Source organism: Dolichospermum lemmermannii CS-548 (assembly GCF_028330815.1).
Taxonomy (GTDB): Bacteria; Cyanobacteriota; Cyanobacteriia; order Cyanobacteriales; family Nostocaceae; genus Dolichospermum; species Dolichospermum lemmermannii.
Map to the genome: position 1 here is coordinate 12,804 of NZ_JAQMTJ010000029.1, position 21,354 is coordinate 34,157.

17 protein-coding genes and 1 pseudogene are annotated in these 21,354 nt (G+C 37.8%); 10 read left to right on the forward strand and 8 right to left on the reverse strand.

What is annotated here, in order from left to right; genetic code table 11:
• Positions 1-43: 43 nt before the first annotated feature.
• Together PN450_RS01500 and PN450_RS01505 are read right to left on the reverse strand one after the other, a co-directional pair.
• On the reverse strand, positions 44-505 hold the full coding sequence (locus PN450_RS01500; protein ID WP_271823202.1) for a pyridoxamine 5'-phosphate oxidase family protein: 462 nt from the start codon (positions 503-505) through the stop codon (positions 44-46).
• Positions 506-715: 210 nt separating this feature from the next.
• A complete protein-coding gene (locus PN450_RS01505) occupies positions 716-1,618 on the reverse strand; it encodes an alpha/beta fold hydrolase (RefSeq protein WP_271835200.1) in 903 nt (300 codons plus the stop codon).
• Positions 1,619-1,717: 99 nt separating this feature from the next.
• Between PN450_RS01505 and PN450_RS01510 the strand changes: the two genes are divergently transcribed.
• The gene (locus tag PN450_RS01510; protein ID WP_271835201.1) at positions 1,718-2,584 is read left to right on the forward strand and encodes a shikimate dehydrogenase; all 867 of its coding nucleotides are present in this window, start codon (positions 1,718-1,720) and stop codon (positions 2,582-2,584) included.
• A gap of 38 nt (positions 2,585-2,622) precedes the next feature.
• Here PN450_RS01510 and queC read toward each other — a convergent pair whose 3' ends face one another.
• Complete coding sequence (gene queC / locus PN450_RS01515; RefSeq protein WP_271835202.1) at positions 2,623-3,306, reverse strand: 7-cyano-7-deazaguanine synthase QueC; 684 nt, start codon at positions 3,304-3,306, stop codon at positions 2,623-2,625.
• Positions 3,307-3,882: 576 nt separating this feature from the next.
• Between queC and PN450_RS01520 the strand changes: the two genes are divergently transcribed.
• The 7 genes from PN450_RS01520 (at position 3,883) to PN450_RS01550 (ending at position 13,199) form a co-directional block, all read left to right on the forward strand.
• Positions 3,883-4,965 carry a Gfo/Idh/MocA family protein gene (locus PN450_RS01520; RefSeq protein WP_041457566.1) on the forward strand — a complete coding sequence of 361 codons (1,083 nt, stop codon included), beginning with the start codon at positions 3,883-3,885 and terminating at the stop codon, positions 4,963-4,965.
• Between the two features lie 364 nt (positions 4,966-5,329).
• Complete coding sequence (gene fcmB, locus PN450_RS01525; protein WP_168651799.1) at positions 5,330-6,481, forward strand: filament morphology actin-like protein FcmB; 1,152 nt, start codon at positions 5,330-5,332, stop codon at positions 6,479-6,481.
• Positions 6,482-6,486: 5 nt separating this feature from the next.
• Complete coding sequence (gene fcmC / locus PN450_RS01530; protein WP_271835203.1) at positions 6,487-6,948, forward strand: filament morphology membrane protein FcmC; 462 nt, start codon at positions 6,487-6,489, stop codon at positions 6,946-6,948.
• 743 nt (positions 6,949-7,691) lie between these two features.
• On the forward strand, positions 7,692-9,023 hold the full coding sequence (locus tag PN450_RS01535) for a folate/biopterin family MFS transporter (RefSeq protein ID WP_271835204.1): 1,332 nt from the start codon (positions 7,692-7,694) through the stop codon (positions 9,021-9,023).
• Positions 9,024-9,046: 23 nt separating this feature from the next.
• Positions 9,047-10,528 (forward strand): carotenoid oxygenase family protein, encoded by a 1,482-nt coding sequence (locus PN450_RS01540; RefSeq protein WP_271835205.1) that lies wholly within the window; start codon positions 9,047-9,049, stop codon positions 10,526-10,528.
• A 184-nt stretch (positions 10,529-10,712) separates the two neighbouring features.
• Positions 10,713-12,002: a Glu/Leu/Phe/Val family dehydrogenase gene (locus tag PN450_RS01545; RefSeq protein WP_271835206.1), complete on the forward strand. Its 1,290-nt coding sequence runs from the start codon at positions 10,713-10,715 to the stop codon at positions 12,000-12,002.
• Between the two features lie 633 nt (positions 12,003-12,635).
• Complete coding sequence (locus tag PN450_RS01550; protein WP_417033729.1) at positions 12,636-13,199, forward strand: IS630 family transposase; 564 nt, start codon at positions 12,636-12,638, stop codon at positions 13,197-13,199.
• Between the two features lie 39 nt (positions 13,200-13,238).
• Here the strand turns inward: PN450_RS01550 and PN450_RS01555 are convergent.
• Positions 13,239-13,571: pseudogene (locus PN450_RS01555) on the reverse strand (hypothetical protein); the annotation flags it as partial.
• 218 nt (positions 13,572-13,789) lie between these two features.
• On the opposite strand from PN450_RS01555, the gene PN450_RS01560 reads away from it, so the two are divergent.
• The gene (locus PN450_RS01560; protein ID WP_271835207.1) at positions 13,790-15,754 is read left to right on the forward strand and encodes a GUN4 domain-containing protein; all 1,965 of its coding nucleotides are present in this window, start codon (positions 13,790-13,792) and stop codon (positions 15,752-15,754) included.
• Between the two features lie 143 nt (positions 15,755-15,897).
• Here the strand turns inward: PN450_RS01560 and PN450_RS01565 are convergent, their stop codons facing one another.
• From PN450_RS01565 to der, 4 genes are all read right to left on the reverse strand, one after another.
• Positions 15,898-16,614 (reverse strand): Uma2 family endonuclease, encoded by a 717-nt coding sequence (locus PN450_RS01565; RefSeq protein WP_271835208.1) that lies wholly within the window; start codon positions 16,612-16,614, stop codon positions 15,898-15,900.
• 109 nt (positions 16,615-16,723) lie between these two features.
• Entirely contained in the window at positions 16,724-17,272 is a 549-nt protein-coding gene (locus PN450_RS01570; protein ID WP_271835209.1) for a nucleotidyltransferase family protein, read from the reverse strand.
• Positions 17,273-17,479: 207 nt separating this feature from the next.
• Positions 17,480-18,409: an energy-coupling factor transporter transmembrane component T family protein gene (locus tag PN450_RS01575; protein ID WP_271835210.1), complete on the reverse strand. Its 930-nt coding sequence runs from the start codon at positions 18,407-18,409 to the stop codon at positions 17,480-17,482.
• 228 nt (positions 18,410-18,637) lie between these two features.
• Entirely contained in the window at positions 18,638-20,002 is a 1,365-nt protein-coding gene (der, locus tag PN450_RS01580) for a ribosome biogenesis GTPase Der (RefSeq protein ID WP_271835211.1), read from the reverse strand.
• A 455-nt stretch (positions 20,003-20,457) separates the two neighbouring features.
• Here der and PN450_RS01585 point away from each other — a divergent pair, with 455 nt between their 5' ends.
• Positions 20,458-21,072: a hypothetical protein gene (locus tag PN450_RS01585; protein WP_271835212.1), complete on the forward strand. Its 615-nt coding sequence runs from the start codon at positions 20,458-20,460 to the stop codon at positions 21,070-21,072.
• Positions 21,073-21,354: the final 282 nt, after the last annotated feature.

Below are 21,354 nucleotides of genomic sequence, written 5' to 3' on the forward strand. Positions count from 1 at the left end.
TGCTGTAATTTTGGTTTTATTGGGATTATGGCAATTTATATAATTAACGTTGGGATAGTTCCAAAAAACTAATCGTTTGCGGACTAGAACTAGATGAACTCTCCCAATAATCTACTTTATTAACTTTGACTTTCAGTAATGCAAGATTTGGTTCATTTATTCCTTTTGGAAACCAAGTTTGTAATTTGTGTTGCCATTTTCCTTGCAGTTGATTACGGTCTCTTGTTAATTGGGCTGTTCCTAATATGGAAACATATCGTTGTTGATTAGGTGCGGAAAAACTAATATTCACCTGTTGATGATCTTCGATTTCTACTACTTTATGGGAATTGACTAATGTAAAAAACCAGAGTGTAGCATCATTGTCAATTTCATTACAAATTGACATAGGACGACTATGTAAAGTGGCATCATCATCAACTGTGGTTAACATCCCACATTCAAAACCTGCAAGCAGGTTACGCAATTCTTGAACTTGTGGTTTTGTGTCTACAGATTGTGTCATTATATCTATAATTTTAGTGTTATGGACATGAGTTATATTTTTAGTTTTAAAGGTTTTCGATTTATATACGTGAGTCTAAAGAAGTAATTATCAAAATCTGCTATTACCAATTTACTACTAAAGAAATATACCTTAAAGAAGATGTCAATTAGATAAAGTCATAATTAAAATGTTGCGGGCGGGCAAGGTGCCTACCCGCCCATTTTATTTTTAACTCAAACTCATTACCCAATCCCGTAAATGTGAATTCACCTGTTCAGGAATTTCATCATGGGGACAATGACCAGCTGTGAGAAAATATTCTGTTAATTGGGGATAATATTCATGGAATTTTTGGGAACGTTCTCGCGCTTTCATCCAAGGATCTGCTTCTCCCCATAATAACAATAATGGACAAGTTAATTGTTTAAGTAAAATGTCAACTTTTGCCCCTTGAGGACTACTAAAAACAGAAACAAATACATCTAACGCCCCTTTATCAAAAGCTGGACGCTGAATTTCTGCTACTAATTGATCTGTAATTGCACTTTGATCAAGATAAACTTTTGCTAAGGTTCGGCGAATTACCCACTTTTGGCGCGTATATTGAAATAATAAAGACTGGGCTAAACGTTGTTTAAAAAACCATTTAACAGTTTTACCTAAAACTTTTTGTAGAGGATTGATAGCAGGTTGAATTTGATTTTCTGGTGGGGAAAATGGACCAGCACTATTAAGTAATACCACACCAGCAGCACTGTCAGGACGTTGGGAAGCAACGCATAAACAAGCGTAACCACCTAAAGAATTACCTGCTAAAATTGTCCTTTGACCAATCACTTCACTGATAAAATCATGGAGTTGGTCGCGCCACAAGTCACCGCTATACTGTAAATTAGGTTTGGCGGAACGCCCAAATCCTAACAGGTCAATGGCAAATACTTGGAAATCTGCACTTAATTCTGTGATATTCTTGCGCCAATGGTCTGTGGAAGCACCAAAACCATGTACTAATAGCAAGGGTGAACGCTGAAGGTGTGGTTTTCCTGCTTGTACATAGTACACATTGTGTCCGCGCCATTGCCAGTATTGACCAGGAATCGGATTTGTGGAGGAAGCGATACTTGTTTGCATATTACAAAGAAATATTAAGTTACTGTGAATAATTGTAAATCAAATTATTAACCAACGGACAACGGACAACTGACAACTGACTACTAACAACTAATAAAAATGATTACTGGAAAAACGCAACTTTTGGGAGTTATTGGACATCCTGTGTCACATTCCCTTTCACCATTGATGCACAATGCGGCTTTGGCTAAACTGGGATTAGATTATGTGTATTTGCCTTTTCCCGTTGCACCGGAAAATTTAGAGAGAGCGATCGCAGGTTTTGCTAGTATTGGTGTTGTAGGATTTAGTATCACAATTCCCCATAAACAAGCAATATTGCCGTTATTATCCGAAATTTCCCCGATTGCTCAAGCTATCGGTGCAGTGAATAGCGTCACTCGTCAAGGTGATAAATGGGTGGGGACAAACACAGATGTCGAAGGATTTATTGCCCCTTTACAAACAACATATCATCAAGATTGGAGTCAGAAAAAAGCGGTAATTTTAGGGAATGGTGGGGCTGCGAGGGCTGTGGTAGCGGGTTGTATTCAACTGGGTTTGGCAGAAATTCACGTGGTAGGGCGGAATTTACGGAAATTACAAGCATTTACTCAAAGTTGGCAAAATTCACCCTTTGCAGATAAATTTCAGGTGCATGAATGGCAAGAATTACCGAACCTACTCCACCAAGCTAACCTACTGGTAAATACAACCCCGATGGGAATGTATCCCCATGTTGATGAATCGCCATTGAGTAGTCAAGAAATGGGTTATTTGCCTGGTGATGCCATTGTCTATGATTTAATTTATATCCCCAAACCCACCAAATTTTTGCACCTAGCCGAAAAACAAGGAGCAATTATGATTGATGGTTTAGAAATGCTTGTCCAACAAGGTGCAGCAGCCTTAAAAATCTGGTTACAACAGGAAACAGTCCCCGTCAACGAAATGCGTCAAGCATTGCAAAATCACCTGGAGATATGACAGGAATCGGGTTTTATATAATACTTTTCAAACAACCTCTAACCAACTTCAGAATAATCAACAGGATCTTTTAAACCCAATTCTGCAAAAGCCGCTAATCGCAACTGACAAGAATCACAGACACCGCAAGCTGACTCACCACCAGCATAGCAAGACCAAGTGAGATCCCAAGGAACTCCTAATTGATTACCTAATTGGATAATTTCTGTCTTCTTCAAATCAATTAACGGAGCAATAATTTTCATAGCTTCTCCCTCACGTCCTTGTTTTGTTCCCAAGCGGAAAACTTCCTGCATAGCTTCGATATAATCAGGACGACAATCTGGGTAGCCAGAATAATCTAGGATGTTAACGCCAATATATACTCTTTCTGCGGCGATCGCCTCGGCATAGCTCAAAGCAAAACTTAAAAAGATGGTATTCCGGGCTGGAACATAGGTTACAGGAATATTATCGGCCATTTCGGCCAGCGATAGCCCTTTAGGGAGATCAATCTTTTGATCTGTCAGTGCTGAACCACCCCATTGTCGCAAGTCAAAATTAACCACTTGATGTTGAATGACTCCAGCCGCTTTAGCAATCATCAAAGCAGAATTTAATTCTTTCCTATGCCGCTGTTGATAATCAAAAGAAATAGCGTAACATTCACAGCCATCAGCCTTTGCTTTGTAAAGAACTGTCGAAGAATCTAAACCACCAGACAACAGAATTACAGCTTTCATATTCAGAATAAGAAATGGGAGATCAATAAACAGGGGTAGAAGCGGGAAATTTGACCAATTACCCATTCCTTGATAAATTGCATCCAAAAGATGGGAAAATCAACAAAATGCCACAAACAAAAATTAAATATGTCCAAAAAGACACTCAGGAATGAGAATATCAATTGTATAAATCGTCTAAAACATTATACTCTGAGTATTAACTATTTGATGACTTGTAATTTTACTTGTAGTAAGGGTGATTAATTTACCCCCTGTAAAAATCAGGTATTTATTGAACTTAGTTAATTTCCCAAATACGTACCTGAGAATTTCTACTAAGAAGTTATGAAATTTACACAGTCAACCCAAAAAAACACATAATTTTTATCATAGATGAATAAAACAGGATAATTAACAACTGCTGACCGAAAAGATTACCAGATGGCGGGAACTGAACCCAAACTTTGAAATTCTTCATAAAGATAATCACTATGTTACCATCTGGATGGTTTAAGACAAATCAAACCTGGCGTTTAAGTACAAAGGCCAACGACCGTAGCGTCTCTAAATTTGGTGGTTGAGGAGAGAACAATAGTGCAAGATAGCATATCAGTGTCAGAACCAAATCTATATTCACAGCGCAGTCAGCCGCATCACATCCGTATAGGTGTGATTGGGGTTGGCAACATGGGACAACATCATACCCGCGTTCTGAGTTCCATGAAAGATGTGGAACTAGTCGGCGTTTCCGATATTAACGTCGAACGTGGTTTAGAAACTGCCAGCAAATACAAAGTCCGGTTTTTTGAAGATTACTGCGACTTACTACCTCATGTAGATGCAATTTGTGTTGCTGTACCTACACGGCTTCACTATGCTGTGGGTATCAACTGTTTGTTAGCAGGAATCCATGTTTTAATTGAAAAACCCATAGCGGCTAGTATTTCTGAAGCAGAATCTCTAGTTAATGCTGCGGCCGAATCTCAGTGTATTTTGCAAGTTGGTCACATTGAGCGATTCAATCCCGCCTTCAGGGAACTCACCCAAGTCCTCAAAACCGAGGAAGTTTTGGCTTTAGAATCTCACCGCATGAGTCCTTATTCAGCGAGGGCGAATGATGTTTCCGTAGTCCTGGATTTAATGATCCATGACATTGATTTGCTGCTAGAATTAGCCGCCTCACCAGTAGTAAAATTGACTGCTAGTGGGACTCGTTCTTTAGACTCAGGTTATTTAGATTATGTAACTGCCACCTTGGGGTTTGCCAATGGTGTTGTTGCCACGCTTACAGCCAGCAAAGTTACTCATCGCAAAATTCGCCGCTTAGTTGCCCATTGTAAAAATTCATTTACAGAAGCAGATTTTCTCACTAATGAGATATTGGTACATCGGCAAACACCGATAAATCCTCTGATTGACCACCAAAAAGTCCTCTATAGACAAGATGGTTTAATCGAAAAGGTTTATACCAGTAATGTTCAGCCTCTCAGTGCAGAATTAGAGCATTTTGTCAACTGTGTCCGTGGTGGCAATCAGCCTTCTGTCGGTGGTGAACAAGCTCTCAAAGCTTTACGTTTGGCTAGTTTAATTGAGCAAATGGCTTTAGAAGAAAGAGTTTGGAATCCATTAGAGTGGTCTTCCGAATCCAGAGTTCAATCGTTGACATCAAGCATTTAGTTAGATGTAGCTAAAACTGGCAGTGGGGGGAAATTAATGATTTTTTCTCCCACTATATCAGGAGTCAGAACTCAGGAGTATTGATAAAATAATCTTCTGCAACTAATTTTAGCAATTAAAGTAGGACTACTTGCTATAGTGTTGATTTGTTGGCAAATCAATTACAAGCGTAAAAACACCAAATCAGGAAGAAAAGCCGGACATCTACCGAAAACTGCCATCAAAAATGCTAAATCATCGAAAATTGACCATTGCCTATTCTCAATTTTCACGTATTTCTAGTTACACTTAACCCAACCTAAAATTTTTTGGAGCTCACCTTTTTTGTAAGATGAGCATGATAACTTTTTAAAGAGGAGATTTCATGACAGACCAACCCCCCGTAGCCAATCCAATGAATGCCGCTGCCATTTCCATGAACCGTCAACCAGCAGCAGCGACACCCATGAATTCGGTAAATCCTGGAAGGCCAAGCAATATTACCGGTAAAACTATTCTGAGTGTGGATTTAGGTAGAACCTCTACAAAGACTTGTGTGAGCCGTGAACCCGGTAATGTGGCTTTCATTCCTGCCAATGTCAAGCAAACATCAATTGAGCAAATTCGCGGCGGTGTATTTGAGGCTAAGGCAACTGACCCACTGATGGATTTGTGGCTGGAGTATCAAGGTAGTGGTTATGCTGTAGGGCAATTAGCCGCCGATTTTGGGGCTAATCTTGGCGTTGGCCAATCTAAGGTAGAAGATGCTCTGGTCAAAGTATTATCATCTGCCGGGTACTTTAAACTCAGAGATGAAATTTTCGTTGTCCTGGGTTTGCCGTTCTTATCGTTGGAACAATTTGAAAAAGAAAAGGCACAGTTAACTAGCTTGGTAACTGGACCTCATGTATTGAATTTCCGAGGTGAATCCATAACTTTGAATATTAGCAAAGTCTGGGTAATGCCCGAAGGCTATGGTAGTTTGCTGTGGTCAGAAACTCAACCTAATAAAGGCACAGCAGTTCCCGATTTTACGAAAATATCTGTGGGGATTGTTGATATTGGCCACCAAACCATTGATATGATCATGGTGGATAATTTCCGCTTTGCCAGGGCTGCTTCTAAGAGTGAAGACTTTGGCATGAGCAAGTTTTATGAACTGGTAGCTGCGGAAGTACAGGGTGCTGATAGTCAATCTTTGGCACTGATTTCTGCGGTTAATAAGCCTAAAGGCGATCGCTTTTACCGTCCTAAAGGTGCTAGTAAACCTACCAATTTAGATGATTTTCTGCCTAACCTCAAAGAACAGTTTTCACGGGAAATTTGCTCTCGTGTGTTAGCGTGGTTGCCAGAGCGGGTAACTGATGTGATTATTACAGGTGGTGGTGGAGAATTTTTCTGGGAAGATGTCCAACGTCTGCTCAAAGAAGCTCAAATCAACGCTTACTTAGCTGCACCTTCTCGCCAGGCTAATGCTTTGGGGCAGTATATTTATGGAGAAGCGCAATTATCTGCTGCTGTTCGTGCTAGGTCATAAAACCGATGTTCCAATGGTCAAAAAAGGTAGTTAAATCCGTTACGTTCAATCCAGAAATTGCTGATGAGAGCTTGTTAGCGCAGGTGGAAAACTACTTAGAGACACAGCCAGATAAAACTTTCAGTGACCTGTGTAAAGAGGCTCTTTGGAACTTTTTGTGTGTCCCAGAACCTGTACAACTAGCTTCTAAAATAGCAAATCTAACCACGGTTGAACAAAAAATCGGTGAGATCCAAAATCAAATAGCTGGTTTTGAAGAACGTTTTTTTGCTAAAGAGTCTCATCGTTTGGAGTCTATGGAAAGTCAAATGTTGCAACTTACTCAACAAGTAGCAAAGTTGACAATCATCCTGAATCAGGAACCACTTACTTGTATTCCTTCTGATAGCGTTAGCGTGGCACCAGCCATACCTCAAGAAGTAGACCCTGTAATTAATCGTATTGGTCAGTTTCTTGATGATTTCTAAGAAAAAACCAGGAAGAACCTAGTTTTTACTTGGAGAAAAATTCTTAACTAAACTACCATGAGTCCCACCCATAAGCCATTTCGGCATTATTGGTGGGATATTTTGTTTATTTGACCACAAAGATGTAAGTAGGTTAGCATTGTAAATCGTCGTTATGGCACTAAGCAAGAGGCAAGAGGCAAGAGTGAAGAGGGTTTGAGCGATTTTACTTTTCTTTACACAGATTGGTTTTATTGTGTTCACCTACTTAGATAGTTCTCGATAAAAGTAGTAAATAGAAATTTTTGGCATTGCTTACAAAGATTGGAAAACTTTCGTCGCATTTGTTGAAAAAATTCTCAGAGAATTTGCAGAAAACTATCTAATTAATTTTGTCTGATTACTTATCAATAATCATCAGTCACATCTGCGGAATGTCCTTTGGTAGAGAAACTTAGAGGTTGTTTGAAAAGTATTATATGAAACCCATAATCTCCAAAAACCTAACCCCCCTCCCCCCCTTCCCTACAAGGGAATGGGGGTTTTAAAGCCTCTCCCCTACCAGGGGAGAGGTTTGGAGAGGGGTCTGTTTACACATTAAAAACTTTTAAAACATCCTCTTATACAAATTCTATAAATGTATCAAAAATATTGCAATTCATTGAACATGGTTGTTCGCTTTTATTCATAATTAATAAAAACTTACCCCCAATTTAAAAATCTATGATATAAAAGTAAATAAAACTTAATTGTTATTCATCCAAATGCTAAATGACTCCCCTACCTTACCCAAATTCAAAGATTTACTAACCCGAAAAATTCTCTTAGGTAACGAACCTAGTGCTGAGTTAATAGCAATTCTTACCATCTATTTTGTTCAAGGCATCTTGGCATTATCCCGTTTAGCTGTTAGCTTTTTTCTCAAAGATGAATTGCTATTAAGTCCAGTGCAGATGTCAGCAATCGTGGGCATCAGTACCATACCTTGGATGACTAAGCCATTATATGGTTTTATCTCTGATAGTTTACCATTATTTGGCTACCATAGAAAGCCTTACATAGTTCTATCAGGAATTCTGGGCTGTACAGCTTGGGTATGTTTAGGAACAGTGGTTCATACTAGCACAACAGCCACAATTATGATTGTACTTTCTTCTCTCTCTGTAGCTATTAGTGATGTGATAGTTGATTCCATAGTAGTTGAAAGAGCTAGAAGTGAATCAGAAGCCAAAATAGGTTCTTTACAATCTCTTTGTTGGGGTAGTTCAGCCATAGGTGGCTTGTGTACAGCTTACCTTAGCGGCTTACTTTTAGAATATTTTACCAACCGTACAGTATTTTTAATAACAGCATTATTCCCGCTAATTATCTCATCTGTAGCTTGGTTAATTTCCGAAAAACCTATTAATAAAGATGATAAAAAAAGCAATAACACAAAATATCAATTAGGACAGATCCGCCAAGCTATTACGCAAAAAGCAATTTGGCTACCAACAGCATTTATATTTGTTTGGCACGCTACACCAAATGCCGAATCAGCATTTTTCTATTTTACAACTAACGAACTACAATTTCAACCAGAATTTTTAGGGCGAGTTCGGTTAGTCACCAGTTTGGCTTCCTTAATTGGAGTTTGGGCTTTTCAACGTTACCTGAAAACTATCCCCTTTAGAATTATGTTTAGTTGGGGGATTTTTCTATCCACAGCTTTAGGAATGACAACTTTATTATTAGTAACTCATACCAACAGACTTTTAGGAATAGATGATCATTGGTTCAGTTTAGGTGATAGTTTAATTATTACTGTGATTGGGCAAGTTTTATTTATGCCTATATTAGTATTATCAACAAAACTTTGTCCTCCCGGCATAGAGGCCACATTCTTTGCTTTAATAATGTCTGTATTTAATTTAGGAGGAACAGTTTCTTACGCATTAGGATCAATCATGATGAAATGGTTGGGAATCACAGAACATCAATTTGATTCATTATGGTTGTTAATCATTATTACTAACTGTAGCTCACTTATCCCAATATTTTTTATTAACTGGCTACCAGATGCTAAAATTGAGATTGAGCATAGTCAATCAATCTAGTTTTTCAGCATAGCAAACAAAAAATGCAAATATTAGAACCCCAAGATAGTCAAGTTTTAGAGAAATCCTATACCCTCAAAGACTGGCAAGGAGGATATGAATCTCTTACCGAAGAATATGACTATTGGATTGATGATATAGAAGGAGAAATTCCTCCAGAATTAGCAGGAACATTATTTAGGAATGGGGCTGGTTTATTAGATATCAACAAGGAAAGATTACATCATCCTTTTGATGGTGACGGAATGATTAGCCGCATTACATTTACCAATGGCCGCGCCCATTTTCGTAACCGATTTGTGCAAACAGCCGGTTATTTAGCAGAACAGAAAGCAGGTAAAATTCTTTATCGTGGTGTTTTTGGTACACAAAAACCTGGTGGTTGGTTAGCTAATATTTTTGATTTAAAAATTAAAAACATTGCGAATACAAATGTGATTTATTGGGGTAAAAAACTCTTAGCATTATGGGAAGCAGCCGAACCTTATTCACTTAATCCCCAAACCTTAGAAACATTAGGAAATGAATATTTTAACGGTGTTTTATCCAAAGGAGAAGCCTTTAGTGCCCACCCACGAATTGATCCAAATGGCACCTTAGTCAACTTTGCTATTAAACCGGGACTATCAACCACAATTACAATCTTTGAATTGAACACAAATGGGGAAATTACCAGCAAACAAAATCATAGCGTTCCTGGTTTTTGTTTTATTCATGATTTTGTAATTACAGAAAATTACTGTATCTTCTTTCAAAATCCTGTTGATTTTAACCCCATACCTTTTGCTTTGGGAATATCCAGCGCAGCCCAATGTATTAAATTTCAAAAAAATCAACCCACAAGAATTATTATTATCCCTCGCAAAACACAAACTGAAAATGTCAAAGTTTTAGAAACCCAAGCCGGTTTTATTTTTCATCATGTTAATGCTTTTGAAGTGGGTAATGAAATTATCATTGATTCTATCTGCTATGAATCATTAACAGAAGTCGAACCCAATAGCGATTATCGAAAAACTGATTTTGATACAAATTCACCTCCCCAACTATGGCGATTTAATCTGAATTTATCAGAGAATAAAGTGCAAAATCAGTTAATAGATCCTCGTCCCACTGAATTTCCCACAATTCACCCGAATTACGTAGGTAAATCCTATCGTTATTTATATAGTGCTGCCGCTCATCAATCAACGGTGAACGCACCATTACAAGCCATTTTTAAGGTAGATTTAGAGTCAGGAAGAAAACAACTATGGAGTGCAGCACCGCGAGGTTTTATAGGGGAACCAATTTTTATTCCTCGTCCAAATTCCCAAACAGAAGATGATGGGTGGTTAATAGCGTTAGTTTATGATGCAGAACATCATCGTTCTGATGTAGTGATTTTAGATGCTGAAAATCTGGAAAAAGAGAAACCAGTTGCAAAACTACACCTGAAACATCATATTCCCTATGGTTTACATGGGAGTTTTACACAAGAGACATTTATCGAAAATTTGGGTTGAGTCCATTTTAATAGTAACCCTCAGATCCCCGACTTCTTCGAGAAGTCGGGGATATCGCGGAGTATCTTACAAAAAAAAATAAAATTGTAACAAAAACTACAAAATTGATATCTTTTCTCAAAAAGAGGATAAGCTAACTATATCAATCCGGTTTACGAAGATACCGTGATGAGGAGTAAGTATTATGGTGACAACATCTCTCCCACTTATGGAAAATCATTCTCCGGCGCATATTTGCCCTTATGATCAAGCTTGTAGCTATTTAGAATGGGCGGCTAAAGAATTAAAATTAGATCAAGGTATCGTAGAAATACTCAGTCATCCGCGAAAAGTTGTTACAGTTTCCATTCCCATAAAAATGGATAATGGGGAAGTGCGGGTTTTTGCAGGACACCGGGTACAACATTCGGATATTTTAGGACCCTATAAAGGTGGGATTCGTTACCATGAAGCGGTGACATTACGGGAAGTATCCGCCCTAGCAATGCTGATGACGTGGAAATGTGCATTGTTAGGCATTCCCTATGGTGGTGGCAAAGGGGGAATTCCCATAGACCCCAAAAAGTTCAGTGTGGGGGAATTAGAACGGATTAGCCGCCGTTATATTAGTGAATTAATTAAAGACATTGGACCATCAGTAGATATACCAGCCCCAGACATGGGGACATCAGCGCGGGAAATGGCGTGGATGATGGATACCTATTCTGTCAATGTTGGTCATTCTGTCCCTGGAGTCGTCACAGGTAAACCCTTATCTATTGGTGGTTCTCTTGGACGAGAAATGGCAACCGGACGCGGTGTGATGATTATTGTCCGTGAAGCACTTGCAGATCAGGGTAAATCCCTTGTGGGAGTAAGGGTAGCAATTCAAGGTTTCGGTAATGTGGGCGGGGCTGTGGCGGAATTACTACATCAAGAGGGAGCGAAAATTATCGCTGTTTCCACTGGTGCGGGTGGTGTATTTTCTGAAGCTGGTCTTGATATTTCCGCTGTCAAAGCCTACTCTGCTGCAAACCGCCGCAGTGTGGTGGGATTTCCCCAAGGTACACCCATTAGTAATGCAGATTTACTAACTTTACCTTGTGATGTGTTGATCCCCGCCGCATTGGAAAACCAAATTACCGCAGAAAATGTTCATCAAATTCAAGCCAGATTTGTTGCAGAAGCTGCTAATGGTCCTGTGACTTTGGAAGCTAACCGCGTTCTAGAAGCCCAGGGAGTGACTGTGTTACCGGATATTTTAGCCAATGCTGGGGGTGTAGTAGTAAGTTATTTAGAATGGGTACAAGGTCTTTCTTACCTATTCTGGGACGAAGAACGAGTCAACCGGGAAATGGAACATTTGATGGTTCAGGCTTACCGCAAGGTGATTCATGAGTCGCAAGCACGGGGGGTAAATCTGCGATTAGCTGCTTATACTTTGGGTGTAGGTAGAGTCGCGCAAGCTTTGAATGATCGAGGTTTGTATCCTTAGTTGTATTTGCAATTTAGTTTAATTGGGGTGTGTTATGGCTTTAGCCTAACGCACCTTTTTTTCAACCCTTGTACGTCATCTACCAGTAATAGTTTTGCTGATTCCACCTGAGTTCAACGTAAGAGAATAACTTACAAGTGTTGACTGGAAAGAGTTTCAGGATTAAATAAATTTTTACCAATTGTCAATAATTTCTATTTATTGATAATTGATTAGGAATAAATGATATAAATTGTAAATTTTTCTTAAAAACTATTAAATAACATTACTAATCATACTCAAGATTGCACCAAAAATTTAAGAATAAAGTAGTTGTTTAAACAAGGAAAAATGGACAATGGAATTAGAACATTTTCCGCCAATATAGAGAAACGGGGAAGATAGAACCCAAACCCCAAGGTGGAGACCGCCGTTCTTTAATTAAAGGTAAAGAAGAAGAATTGTTGAAAAAAATAGTGATAGAGCAGAATGATATATATTTACGGGAAATTCAAGCAGTAATAAAGGATCAAACAGAAATAGAGGTAAGTATATCCAGTTTATCCCGAACTCTAAAACTCTAAAACGCTTAGACTTAAGACGTAGAAAAAAACTTTAGTAGCAAGTGAGCAAGAAACACAAAGAGTACAAGAAATGCGTTATGAATTTCGACGTTGGCTGGATACAATAGATGTCAAAAACCTTGTATTCATTGATGAAACAGGTGTAAACCTGGCTATGACACGAAACTACGGTAGAGGTGTTGAAGGTGAAAGGGTCTATGATGATCGTCCAGGAAATAAAGGTAAAAACATCACATTAATTGGAGCTATGAGTGATGAAGGGTTAATTGCCACTATGACCTTTCCTGGTAGTTTAAACACTACTAGTTTTTTAGTTTTTATTGAACAAATCTTACTACCTCAGTTGTGGATTGGCGCAATTGTAGTCATGGATAATTTACCTGTACATTATGCCGAAAAGGCAAGAGTTTTGATTGAATCTGTTGGAGCAAAGGTTAAATTTTTACCTGCATACTCCCCTGATTTATCACCCATTGAATTATGTTGGTCAAAGTTAAAAGAAATCTTACGTTCTGCAAAAGCTCGTAGTGTTGATGCTCTTGATGAGGCAATTACTATGGCGGTTAATGCTATTACTGATGAAAATTCTCTCAATTGGTTTAATCATTGTGGATTGTTTTTTGACCCTATTTAGATAGCTATTTTTGTACTGGACTTGATCGCAAACTGCTGTAACATATTCTTCAGTAAAAACAATTGGATCATCTGTTTCTTGTAAGAAAATCACTAGTTGGATTACAGGAACTTGATATGTACGGATTAATCTCACTGAATAGTCTAACTCTCTAAAAGGAATGGGAGGTTTAGATTGTGGGTTAGTTTGAAATTCAATATGTAAAATCCGATTTTCTGTTTGTAGGAAGGTGACAAAATCAGCGCGAATTGGTTCTATACTCAATTCTGTTTTTAAGACTTTGATGGTTTTTGGTTCTTGGGGAAGTAACCATTTAGCAAAGTCAAAGGGATATTTTTCTGCTAGTAGTTTACAAACGTTGTCAAAACTCATAGGGTTATAAAATTAAATTGTCAAATTGTCAGAATCAGGATATCCAGGATTTAAGGATTTACAGGATGTTTGTTTGAGTTGTGTTTTTAGGGTTTGAGGATTCTATACTTTTCGGTTAGACTCAAAAACTGCAATGTGATCTAGATTAGTGCTTTTTGTTGCTTGATAGGGAATAATAGAATAAATACTTTTTGTCAGATAAAGGTGGGTTTTGACAAATGGACTGGACAACTATACTCAAAGCACAGCAGACTGATTTTATTCAAAGACTGAAATCTGGTGACTTACTCCATTGTAAGAAGGAAGGCCAGCATAGTGAGTTGACAGTTATCTCTGGAGAGAGGTTACAGCAATTACGGGATTTTTGCTGGGATATGGCTGAAAAATATAGACATACTTCTTCAACTCCTATTCGTGATGTTGTTATCAATAATTTCAAGGGAAAGCTGGGTGAGGAAGTTGTTAAAAGTCGTTTAGGTAATTTTGTAACTGAGGTTGATTATGAAAAACGCATTGGTGGAGATGGAAAAATTGATTTTACCTTAACTTCTGATTCATCAATTGGTATTCAGGTTAAAACCCGTTATGGAAATTTTGATAAAGTTCAATGGTCAATTGACAGAGAAGAAATTGAAAAAAATGCTCTTTTAATTTGTATTTTATGTCAAGAAGAATTTAGTGATACGGAAAAAGAATATGGACTTATTATAGCTGGGTTTTTACCAACTAATATGATTAAATCTGTTGATACTAAAGCTTCATTAGGAATAGATGAATTATTTTATCTTGGTGGGTTACGTGGCTATTTAGAGAATTTCAAATCTTCCACATCTTATGATTCTGATAAATATATCATATTAGGTGATGAATGTGTTAATAATAAAAATTATCAAGGTGCTATTTTCGATTATTATCACGCCTTATATTTAATATCAAATGAAGCCAGTAATTATTATGTAAGTGATGCAACTATGGCAATTATTTATTACAAAATAGGTAACGCTCGCTATACTTTAGGAGACTATAAGGGTGCGATTGATGATTACACCCAAGCTATTAACTTAAATCCTGCATCTGATAATGCTTACAACAAGCGAGGAAATGCTTATTACATATTAGAACAATATTATGATGCGATTAATGATTACACCAAAGCTATTAACTTAAATCCTGCATCTGATAATGCTTACAATAATCGAGGAAATGCTTATTACCAATTAGAACGATATTATGATGCGATTGATGATTACACCCAATCTATTAACTTAAATCCTGCATCTGATAGTGTTTACGACAATCGAGGAAATGCTTATTACAAATTAGAACGATATTATGATGCAATTGATGATTACACTTTTATTTTAGGAAATAAGCAAGTCGCAATAGATGATTTAAACAAAGCAGCCTCTATTTACAAACAAGGAAATAATTTTCATGATTACCATAAAACTTTTGAACAGCTTCAAAAGATTCAGTATGATGATGTTAAGCTAATATCAGCATCAGGAATGGATTATAGAAAGCTGCGTGATTTACTCAAAACTGGAAAATGGACGGAAGCAGATGAAGAAACCAGAGGTGTAATGTTAGCAGTTGCGAAACAGGACGGAGAAAGTTGGTTAGATCATGATAGTATTGATAAGTTTCCCTATGAAGACCTCTGCACTATTGACTATCTATGGGTGAAATACAGTAATGGTAAATTTGGGTTTTCTGTGCAGAAAATTATTTATCAAGGTTTAGCTAAAACATATGATAGCAAGATGTGGAATCAGTTTATTCATAAAATAGGCAGATATATTTATGAAATTAATGCATCAAATGATATTAACGCACCGACAGGATACTTCCCAGGCAATGCAGGGGGAATTTGGTTGGATTATTGGGGAGAGGATGTTGATTACGAATTTGTGAAGGGTTGGTTTGATGACTATCTATTCCGTCGGGTTGATATTTGTAAAATGTATAATATCAAATCCGAAAAAATATATGAGCCATTAACAAAACATAACACTCAAGTTAGTGATGATTATGAAGATAATTATCCGGCAGCGGATTTAAACAATAATGATGATTATTATGATGATTATATTTCTGATTATGATGATTATTTTGACGATTATAATGATTATGACTATGATCTCAAGCAATTCTCACAGAACACCAAACAATATCTCCTTTAGATTTTCCTGATTTATAAATTGTAGTAGCTGAAATGCTACCAATTGTCTAAATAAGGCAAAACTCCTGAAACTCCTGAAATCCTGAAATCCTGAAATCCTGGATATCCTGATAGCGAAGCGTGGCGTTAGCCATTTCAGACAAATTAAATATCAGGTTCAACACCCAACTTTCTTAACTGTTCTATCAACCTTTCCTTTTGTTCTATTGGAGTCAAAACCCAATTACCAGAAACATCATACCAGCGTAACCAAGGCTGCTGAATATTATTATAAGTTCCTTCCCAAACTCCCAAACCTAATTCTATTTCTGGTATCCAAAAACGAGAATTTGATGATGATAAATCTATTTCCGCATAACGACCACCATCTAATTTAAACATTCTAAACTCATACTTGTAACGGTCAAAAATAGCATAATAGGGAATCCTTAAAATCTGTTCATAAACTTCCCATTTTGTAGGCGGTTTTTCCACATTCCGCAAAGTCTGTCCTAAATCTTCCTTTTCAGTTCCTGGTGATAGTAATTCAACTATAATAAAAGGAGTAATTCCCTCTTGCCAAATTACATAACTTAAACGTAAATCACCATTTTTATAAAGAGGAGAAACATCCACAGATACAAACCAATCTGGTCTTTTGTACCATGTGGGATGATGAGGATCATAATAGAGGTTCAGATCACTAGCGGTAAATATTTTGTTGCTAGGATAGGGAGGAGAATTAAAAGTTTCGTCTAATAAACGAGGTTGTAATAAATGAAATTGATCAGGCAAACCTTTCTCCTCTGGATCTTCACTTTTGAGATCATACATCGTTGGTAACACTTCTTGAGGTGAACGGGGTGGATCTGTTTGATACATAGTAGTATTCCTGGAAAATATACTTTATCGTGTGTTCACAGTGTTTTTAAACCTACGCAGGTGGATTTTGTCTGTGTAGCTACCACTTCTAGTCGCCCATATTAATCAATCATAACTCATCCTTTCCCAACCGCAGACAAGGACATTTTTGCAAAAAACTGGCCGCTTTTTGATCAGCATCTGGATTATGAATATGTATTGGTGTTGGTCGAATAATCCCCTTAAATAAATCATCTAAACCGTAGGGAGTAAAAAATTGCCATTCTCCCTGTTTAGTCATCCTAACTCCCACAGCAGTCGCCGTATGTAACCAATTTATAATCCCATCTTCTGTACTATTAAAAATCATATTTCCAGCCCGCCAATTTCCAAAACTAGCTTGATTTTTGACATCAAACTCCTGTTCAGGAAATTGTGTTTTTAAAGTAGACTTAGCAAATAATTCTTGTTCACGATTTCCTGTTTCATCAAAAAAAGCAATATCAAAATCTTTAATAAATAAATCACATTCTTTCCCAAACAGAGAACGCCAAACGGTATTTCTGACTGCACCCCCAGCCAACCACCAGTTAGGTAAATCGAGTTGGGCTATTGCAGGTAAGACGGTGGCAATAATAGAATTAGAAAGAATAACTTGTAGTTGTGTATTATTATTCATAATGTATAATTTAGAGGAGCATGAATAATATGACCATAGATAGTAATACTTTGGATTTAGTGGCTGGAGGATTAGCAATCATTATTTTGGCAGGGGGAATGTTAATGATGTTTACTACCATTTTCAGCACTAAAAAATAATCAATTTATTCACCCAGTAGAGACGTTCCATGGAACGTCTCTACATTTTTTTTCGCCAGGTGTCTATTTAAGAAACATCAGCACCAAAAGCTATCCTGATTACCCAAAATATCATTAAAGTGGCGATCGCTAACCAATCACCCATTTTCAACTTTAATTCCTGCCATTTAACTCGATGTTCATTAGGACTCGTAAAACCCCTTACCATCATCGCATTTGCCATTTGTTCCGCCCGCAAAAGCAGATTTTCTAATAATCTCTCAGTCACAATTAACCAAACTTTTGCCCCTCCTTTTAATCCTAGCTTTTTCCAATTAATTGCCCTAGTCATTACAGAACGCACTAGGTTTTGGATTTCTTCTAAAACAAGGGGAATAAACCGCAAAGATAAAGTTAACGTCAGGGTAATTTCTGTAACGGGAATATTGAACCTTCTCAACGGCTGCATTAAACTTTCCATTCCCGAAGTAATTTCTTCTGGTGCAGTTGTGAGCAAATATAAATTAGTGCTGTAGATTAATGTAAAAACCATTGTACTCAAGCTAATTGCCAAATCCAAAGAACGGCGATTTACTTTCACAAATCCTTTATTAAATAGCACATAGCTATATTCTTTATTACTATCTGCTAATTCGGGAGTAACTTGGATCTTTTTATCAGTTATTGGTTGGGTGAGGATTTGTTCATTTGCAGGTAAGCGAGACTGATAACTTACACCTAATCCATCAGGACTAATGGAGGCAATGACTAATACCATAAATGATAATATCAACAACCAGCCCATTTGTTGTCGCCATACTCGCAGGGGAATTTTGGCAAATACAGTAAAAGTAATTAGCAGTAATACCAATAATACCCGCCAATAGTTATTAGCGACAATATAGCTACTCAGAAAGCTCAATAACCAAATTAACTTAACTCGCGGGTCGAGTTTATGTAACCAAGTTTGCGGTTCTTCTAAGTAAAGTCCGAGAGGAAGCGATCGCAATAAATCCATATTTTGTCAGTTGTCATTGGTCAGTTGTCAGTAAGCCACCCGGAAATAAAACTCCGGTCTAATAGCTAAAGTACGTTAAAACGCACTCTGATTAACTCAAAATCAAAAATTATCCTATTTATAGAATAAATAAACATAAAACAGTCGGTTTTAACCGACTTTAGCTTTTAGACAGGGAATTTATTCCCTGGCTTCCTTTTTGGCTTCCTAACTGACTCCTTACGTTTCCTATTTTACACGAGTAGCGCGATTTGGACCGCCAATTTCCACGTCTCGAACTTTCTTACTGCGCCAAAATAGCCGAATGGGTGTACCTTGAAAGCCTAACTGTTTGCGGAATTGGCGTTCAATGTAACGGCGATAATTATCATTAAAGCGGGTATTGTCATTAACGAACAGCGCGATAGAAGGAGGCTGACTACTCACCTGAGTACCATAGTATATCTTACCCTGACGACCGCCCCGTGAAGTCGGTGGTGAATGCCAACTGATAGCATCTTCTAGCACTTCATTAATTACTGATGTACTCACACGGCGTTTGTGTGCCTCAGCCGCTGTATTTACCAATTCTAAAATCTTTTCTACCCGTTGTCCCGTAACAGCACTAACATAAATGGTATCTGCCCATTCTGTAAAGTGTAAGCGTGATTCCAATTCTTTTGCATGATCATAGATGGTATACGAGTCTTTCTCGACAGCATCCCACTTATTAACGACAATAACACAAGCGCGACCTTCTTCTAAAACGCGACCTGCTAATTTTTGATCCTGTTCAGTTACGCCATCTACGGCATCAATCACTAATAAAACCACATCAGAGCGGCGAATAGCTTTGAAAGCGCGGTTAATACTGAAAAATTCTGTCCCGTATTCGATATGTTTCTTTTTGCGAATACCAGCAGTATCAATTAACCTATAGGTTTGATCACCTCGTTCAACTACTGTATCAATTGTATCTCTAGTTGTTCCAGAAATAGGACTGACAATAGCTCTATATTCACCAACAAACGCATTGAGTAGGCTGGATTTGCCTACATTTGGTCTACCAATAATGGCAACTTTAATTTCCTTATTTTCCTGTTCTTCTACTATCAGAGGAATGTGATTCATTAACTCATCCAGGATTTCTCCTGTCCCACTACCATGAATCGCGGAAATGGGGAAAGGTTCACCTAGTCCCAATTCCCAAAATTCAGCGGCTTGAATCACCCCTTGATCTGGAGATTCACATTTATTTACAGCCAGTAATACGGGTACTGGTTGTTGACGTAACCATTCAGAAATTTCTTCATCTGCGGGCATCAAACCAGCTTGTCCATCCACAACAAAAATAGCAGCACAAGCTTCTGAAAGTGCTGTTAACGCCTGTTGGCGAATCATGGGGAGAAATTCGGTGTCATCATTAAAAACCAAGCCACCTGTGTCCACTACCACAAATTCCCGATCATTCCAAAAAGCTGGACGATAGGTGCGATCGCGTGTTACCCCTGGTTCATCATGGACTATTGCCGTTTGATCTCCGGCAAGACGATTAACAAAGGTGGATTTGCCCACATTGGGGCGACCGATAATTGCAACAATTGGCAATGGCATAAACTAGAGTTCTTTAGTGCTGAGTGTGTAGGTGTGCTGAGTTTTGTCTCTACGTTCTTCACCCAGCACTGTTTTAGAGAACTATTTATTGTACCATGGTTTTTGATAATTAGGAGTTTTTGAAAAAGTTGTCTGTCAGGGTAGGGAACTCTTAACTCTTAACTGGGAACAGTTTTGTTCTAAAAATCTGCAATTAGAAATAATTAAATTTGTCAATACTGTAGCCAAATTAGGATGGTTCAAAGGCTGTATAAGCATTGTGAGTACGACCAAGTGAGGTAAACTGCGATATTTAGAGAATTTTTTATGTCAACATACGAGCTATGTAGACTGGTTCAGGAAGATTGTCTTTGCGAGCTAATTTTGTTATTTTGGGGTTACTATGTCTTTAACTACGAAATTTTGTTATGAGATTCAATATTTAATTTATGGTGACATAGTGTTAAATTTTGTTTGTGTTAACTATTTTATTTTTGAACACCATGTTCATCAACCAAAAAGTTTGTATAGCTATCGCTGGTGCTACCTTGGCTGGGACGATTGCTTCTGCTTCCCCTGCTGGTGCTGTTGTTTTTACCTATAATGGTTTAAAGTACGATGTAACTAAACACAGTTTCAATGGCAATGATGCTTTTTCCGGCACAAACGCTTTGAACAGTCCACTTAATGCGTTGTGGGGAAATCAATCTCTTGCTAATGGATTGGCTAGTGTTGTTGGTTGTCAATTAGGCGGTTGTTACGTGAATCCGACTGGAATAAATGGGAATGATTGGGCAGGAGTGTACTTCGCTTACGCAACCCAGAATCCAAACGTATATGCAAGTCCGAACACTATTCTAAGTTTAGCGTCAATACAGCCGAACAATTCAACCCAATCTCCATATATAGGAGAAGTTCAACACTCCTACAACATATATCACTGGAATAATCCCAACCGATGGTTCGCTACAGCTGTGGCTGTGCCTTGGGATATTTCAGGGAGTGGTACTATTCTTGGTTCTATAACAGGAATTGGTCTTGGTGTAGGGTTAAAGCGATTAAAAAGCAAAAAAACATCAACAATAAGTTAAGTTGGCGTTAAAAATTCAATCTATGTAACAATACCTTGTCCAAATCGAAAAAACTCTTGATTTGTAGGTTGGGTTGACGTATGTTACCCAACAAATGCGTCGGGTTGCGCTGTCGCTTAACCCAACCTACAAAAAATGGACTTTTTGTCAGTTGTCAGTTGTTAGTAGGGGCGAAGCATTTGGAAGATAAATTATCGGTCATTGCCAAAAATAGTTCTCCAAATGCTTCGCCCGTACAGTTGTCAGTGGTAATAATTCTTGCCTGTTCCCTGTTCCCTGTTC

What these genes read in the sequence shown, in the direction of transcription:
- PN450_RS01500 (WP_271823202.1), bottom strand. Translation starts at nt 505, where the DNA reads ATGACACAATCTGTAGACACAAAACCACAAGTTCAAGAATTGCGTAAC.
- PN450_RS01505 (WP_271835200.1), bottom strand. Translation starts at nt 1,618, where the DNA reads ATGCAAACAAGTATCGCTTCCTCCACAAATCCGATTCCTGGTCAATAC.
- PN450_RS01510 (WP_271835201.1), top strand. Translation starts at nt 1,718, where the DNA reads ATGATTACTGGAAAAACGCAACTTTTGGGAGTTATTGGACATCCTGTG.
- queC (WP_271835202.1), bottom strand. Translation starts at nt 3,306, where the DNA reads ATGAAAGCTGTAATTCTGTTGTCTGGTGGTTTAGATTCTTCGACAGTT.
- fcmB (WP_168651799.1), top strand. Translation starts at nt 5,330, where the DNA reads ATGACAGACCAACCCCCCGTAGCCAATCCAATGAATGCCGCTGCCATT.
- fcmC (WP_271835203.1), top strand. Translation starts at nt 6,487, where the DNA reads ATGTTCCAATGGTCAAAAAAGGTAGTTAAATCCGTTACGTTCAATCCA.
- PN450_RS01535 (WP_271835204.1), top strand. Translation starts at nt 7,692, where the DNA reads ATGCTAAATGACTCCCCTACCTTACCCAAATTCAAAGATTTACTAACC.
- PN450_RS01540 (WP_271835205.1), top strand. Translation starts at nt 9,047, where the DNA reads ATGCAAATATTAGAACCCCAAGATAGTCAAGTTTTAGAGAAATCCTAT.
- PN450_RS01545 (WP_271835206.1), top strand. Translation starts at nt 10,713, where the DNA reads ATGGTGACAACATCTCTCCCACTTATGGAAAATCATTCTCCGGCGCAT.
- PN450_RS01550 (WP_417033729.1), top strand. Translation starts at nt 12,636, where the DNA reads ATGCGTTATGAATTTCGACGTTGGCTGGATACAATAGATGTCAAAAAC.
- PN450_RS01560 (WP_271835207.1), top strand. Translation starts at nt 13,790, where the DNA reads ATGGACTGGACAACTATACTCAAAGCACAGCAGACTGATTTTATTCAA.
- PN450_RS01565 (WP_271835208.1), bottom strand. Translation starts at nt 16,614, where the DNA reads ATGTATCAAACAGATCCACCCCGTTCACCTCAAGAAGTGTTACCAACG.
- PN450_RS01570 (WP_271835209.1), bottom strand. Translation starts at nt 17,272, where the DNA reads ATGAATAATAATACACAACTACAAGTTATTCTTTCTAATTCTATTATT.
- PN450_RS01575 (WP_271835210.1), bottom strand. Translation starts at nt 18,409, where the DNA reads ATGGATTTATTGCGATCGCTTCCTCTCGGACTTTACTTAGAAGAACCG.
- der (WP_271835211.1), bottom strand. Translation starts at nt 20,002, where the DNA reads ATGCCATTGCCAATTGTTGCAATTATCGGTCGCCCCAATGTGGGCAAA.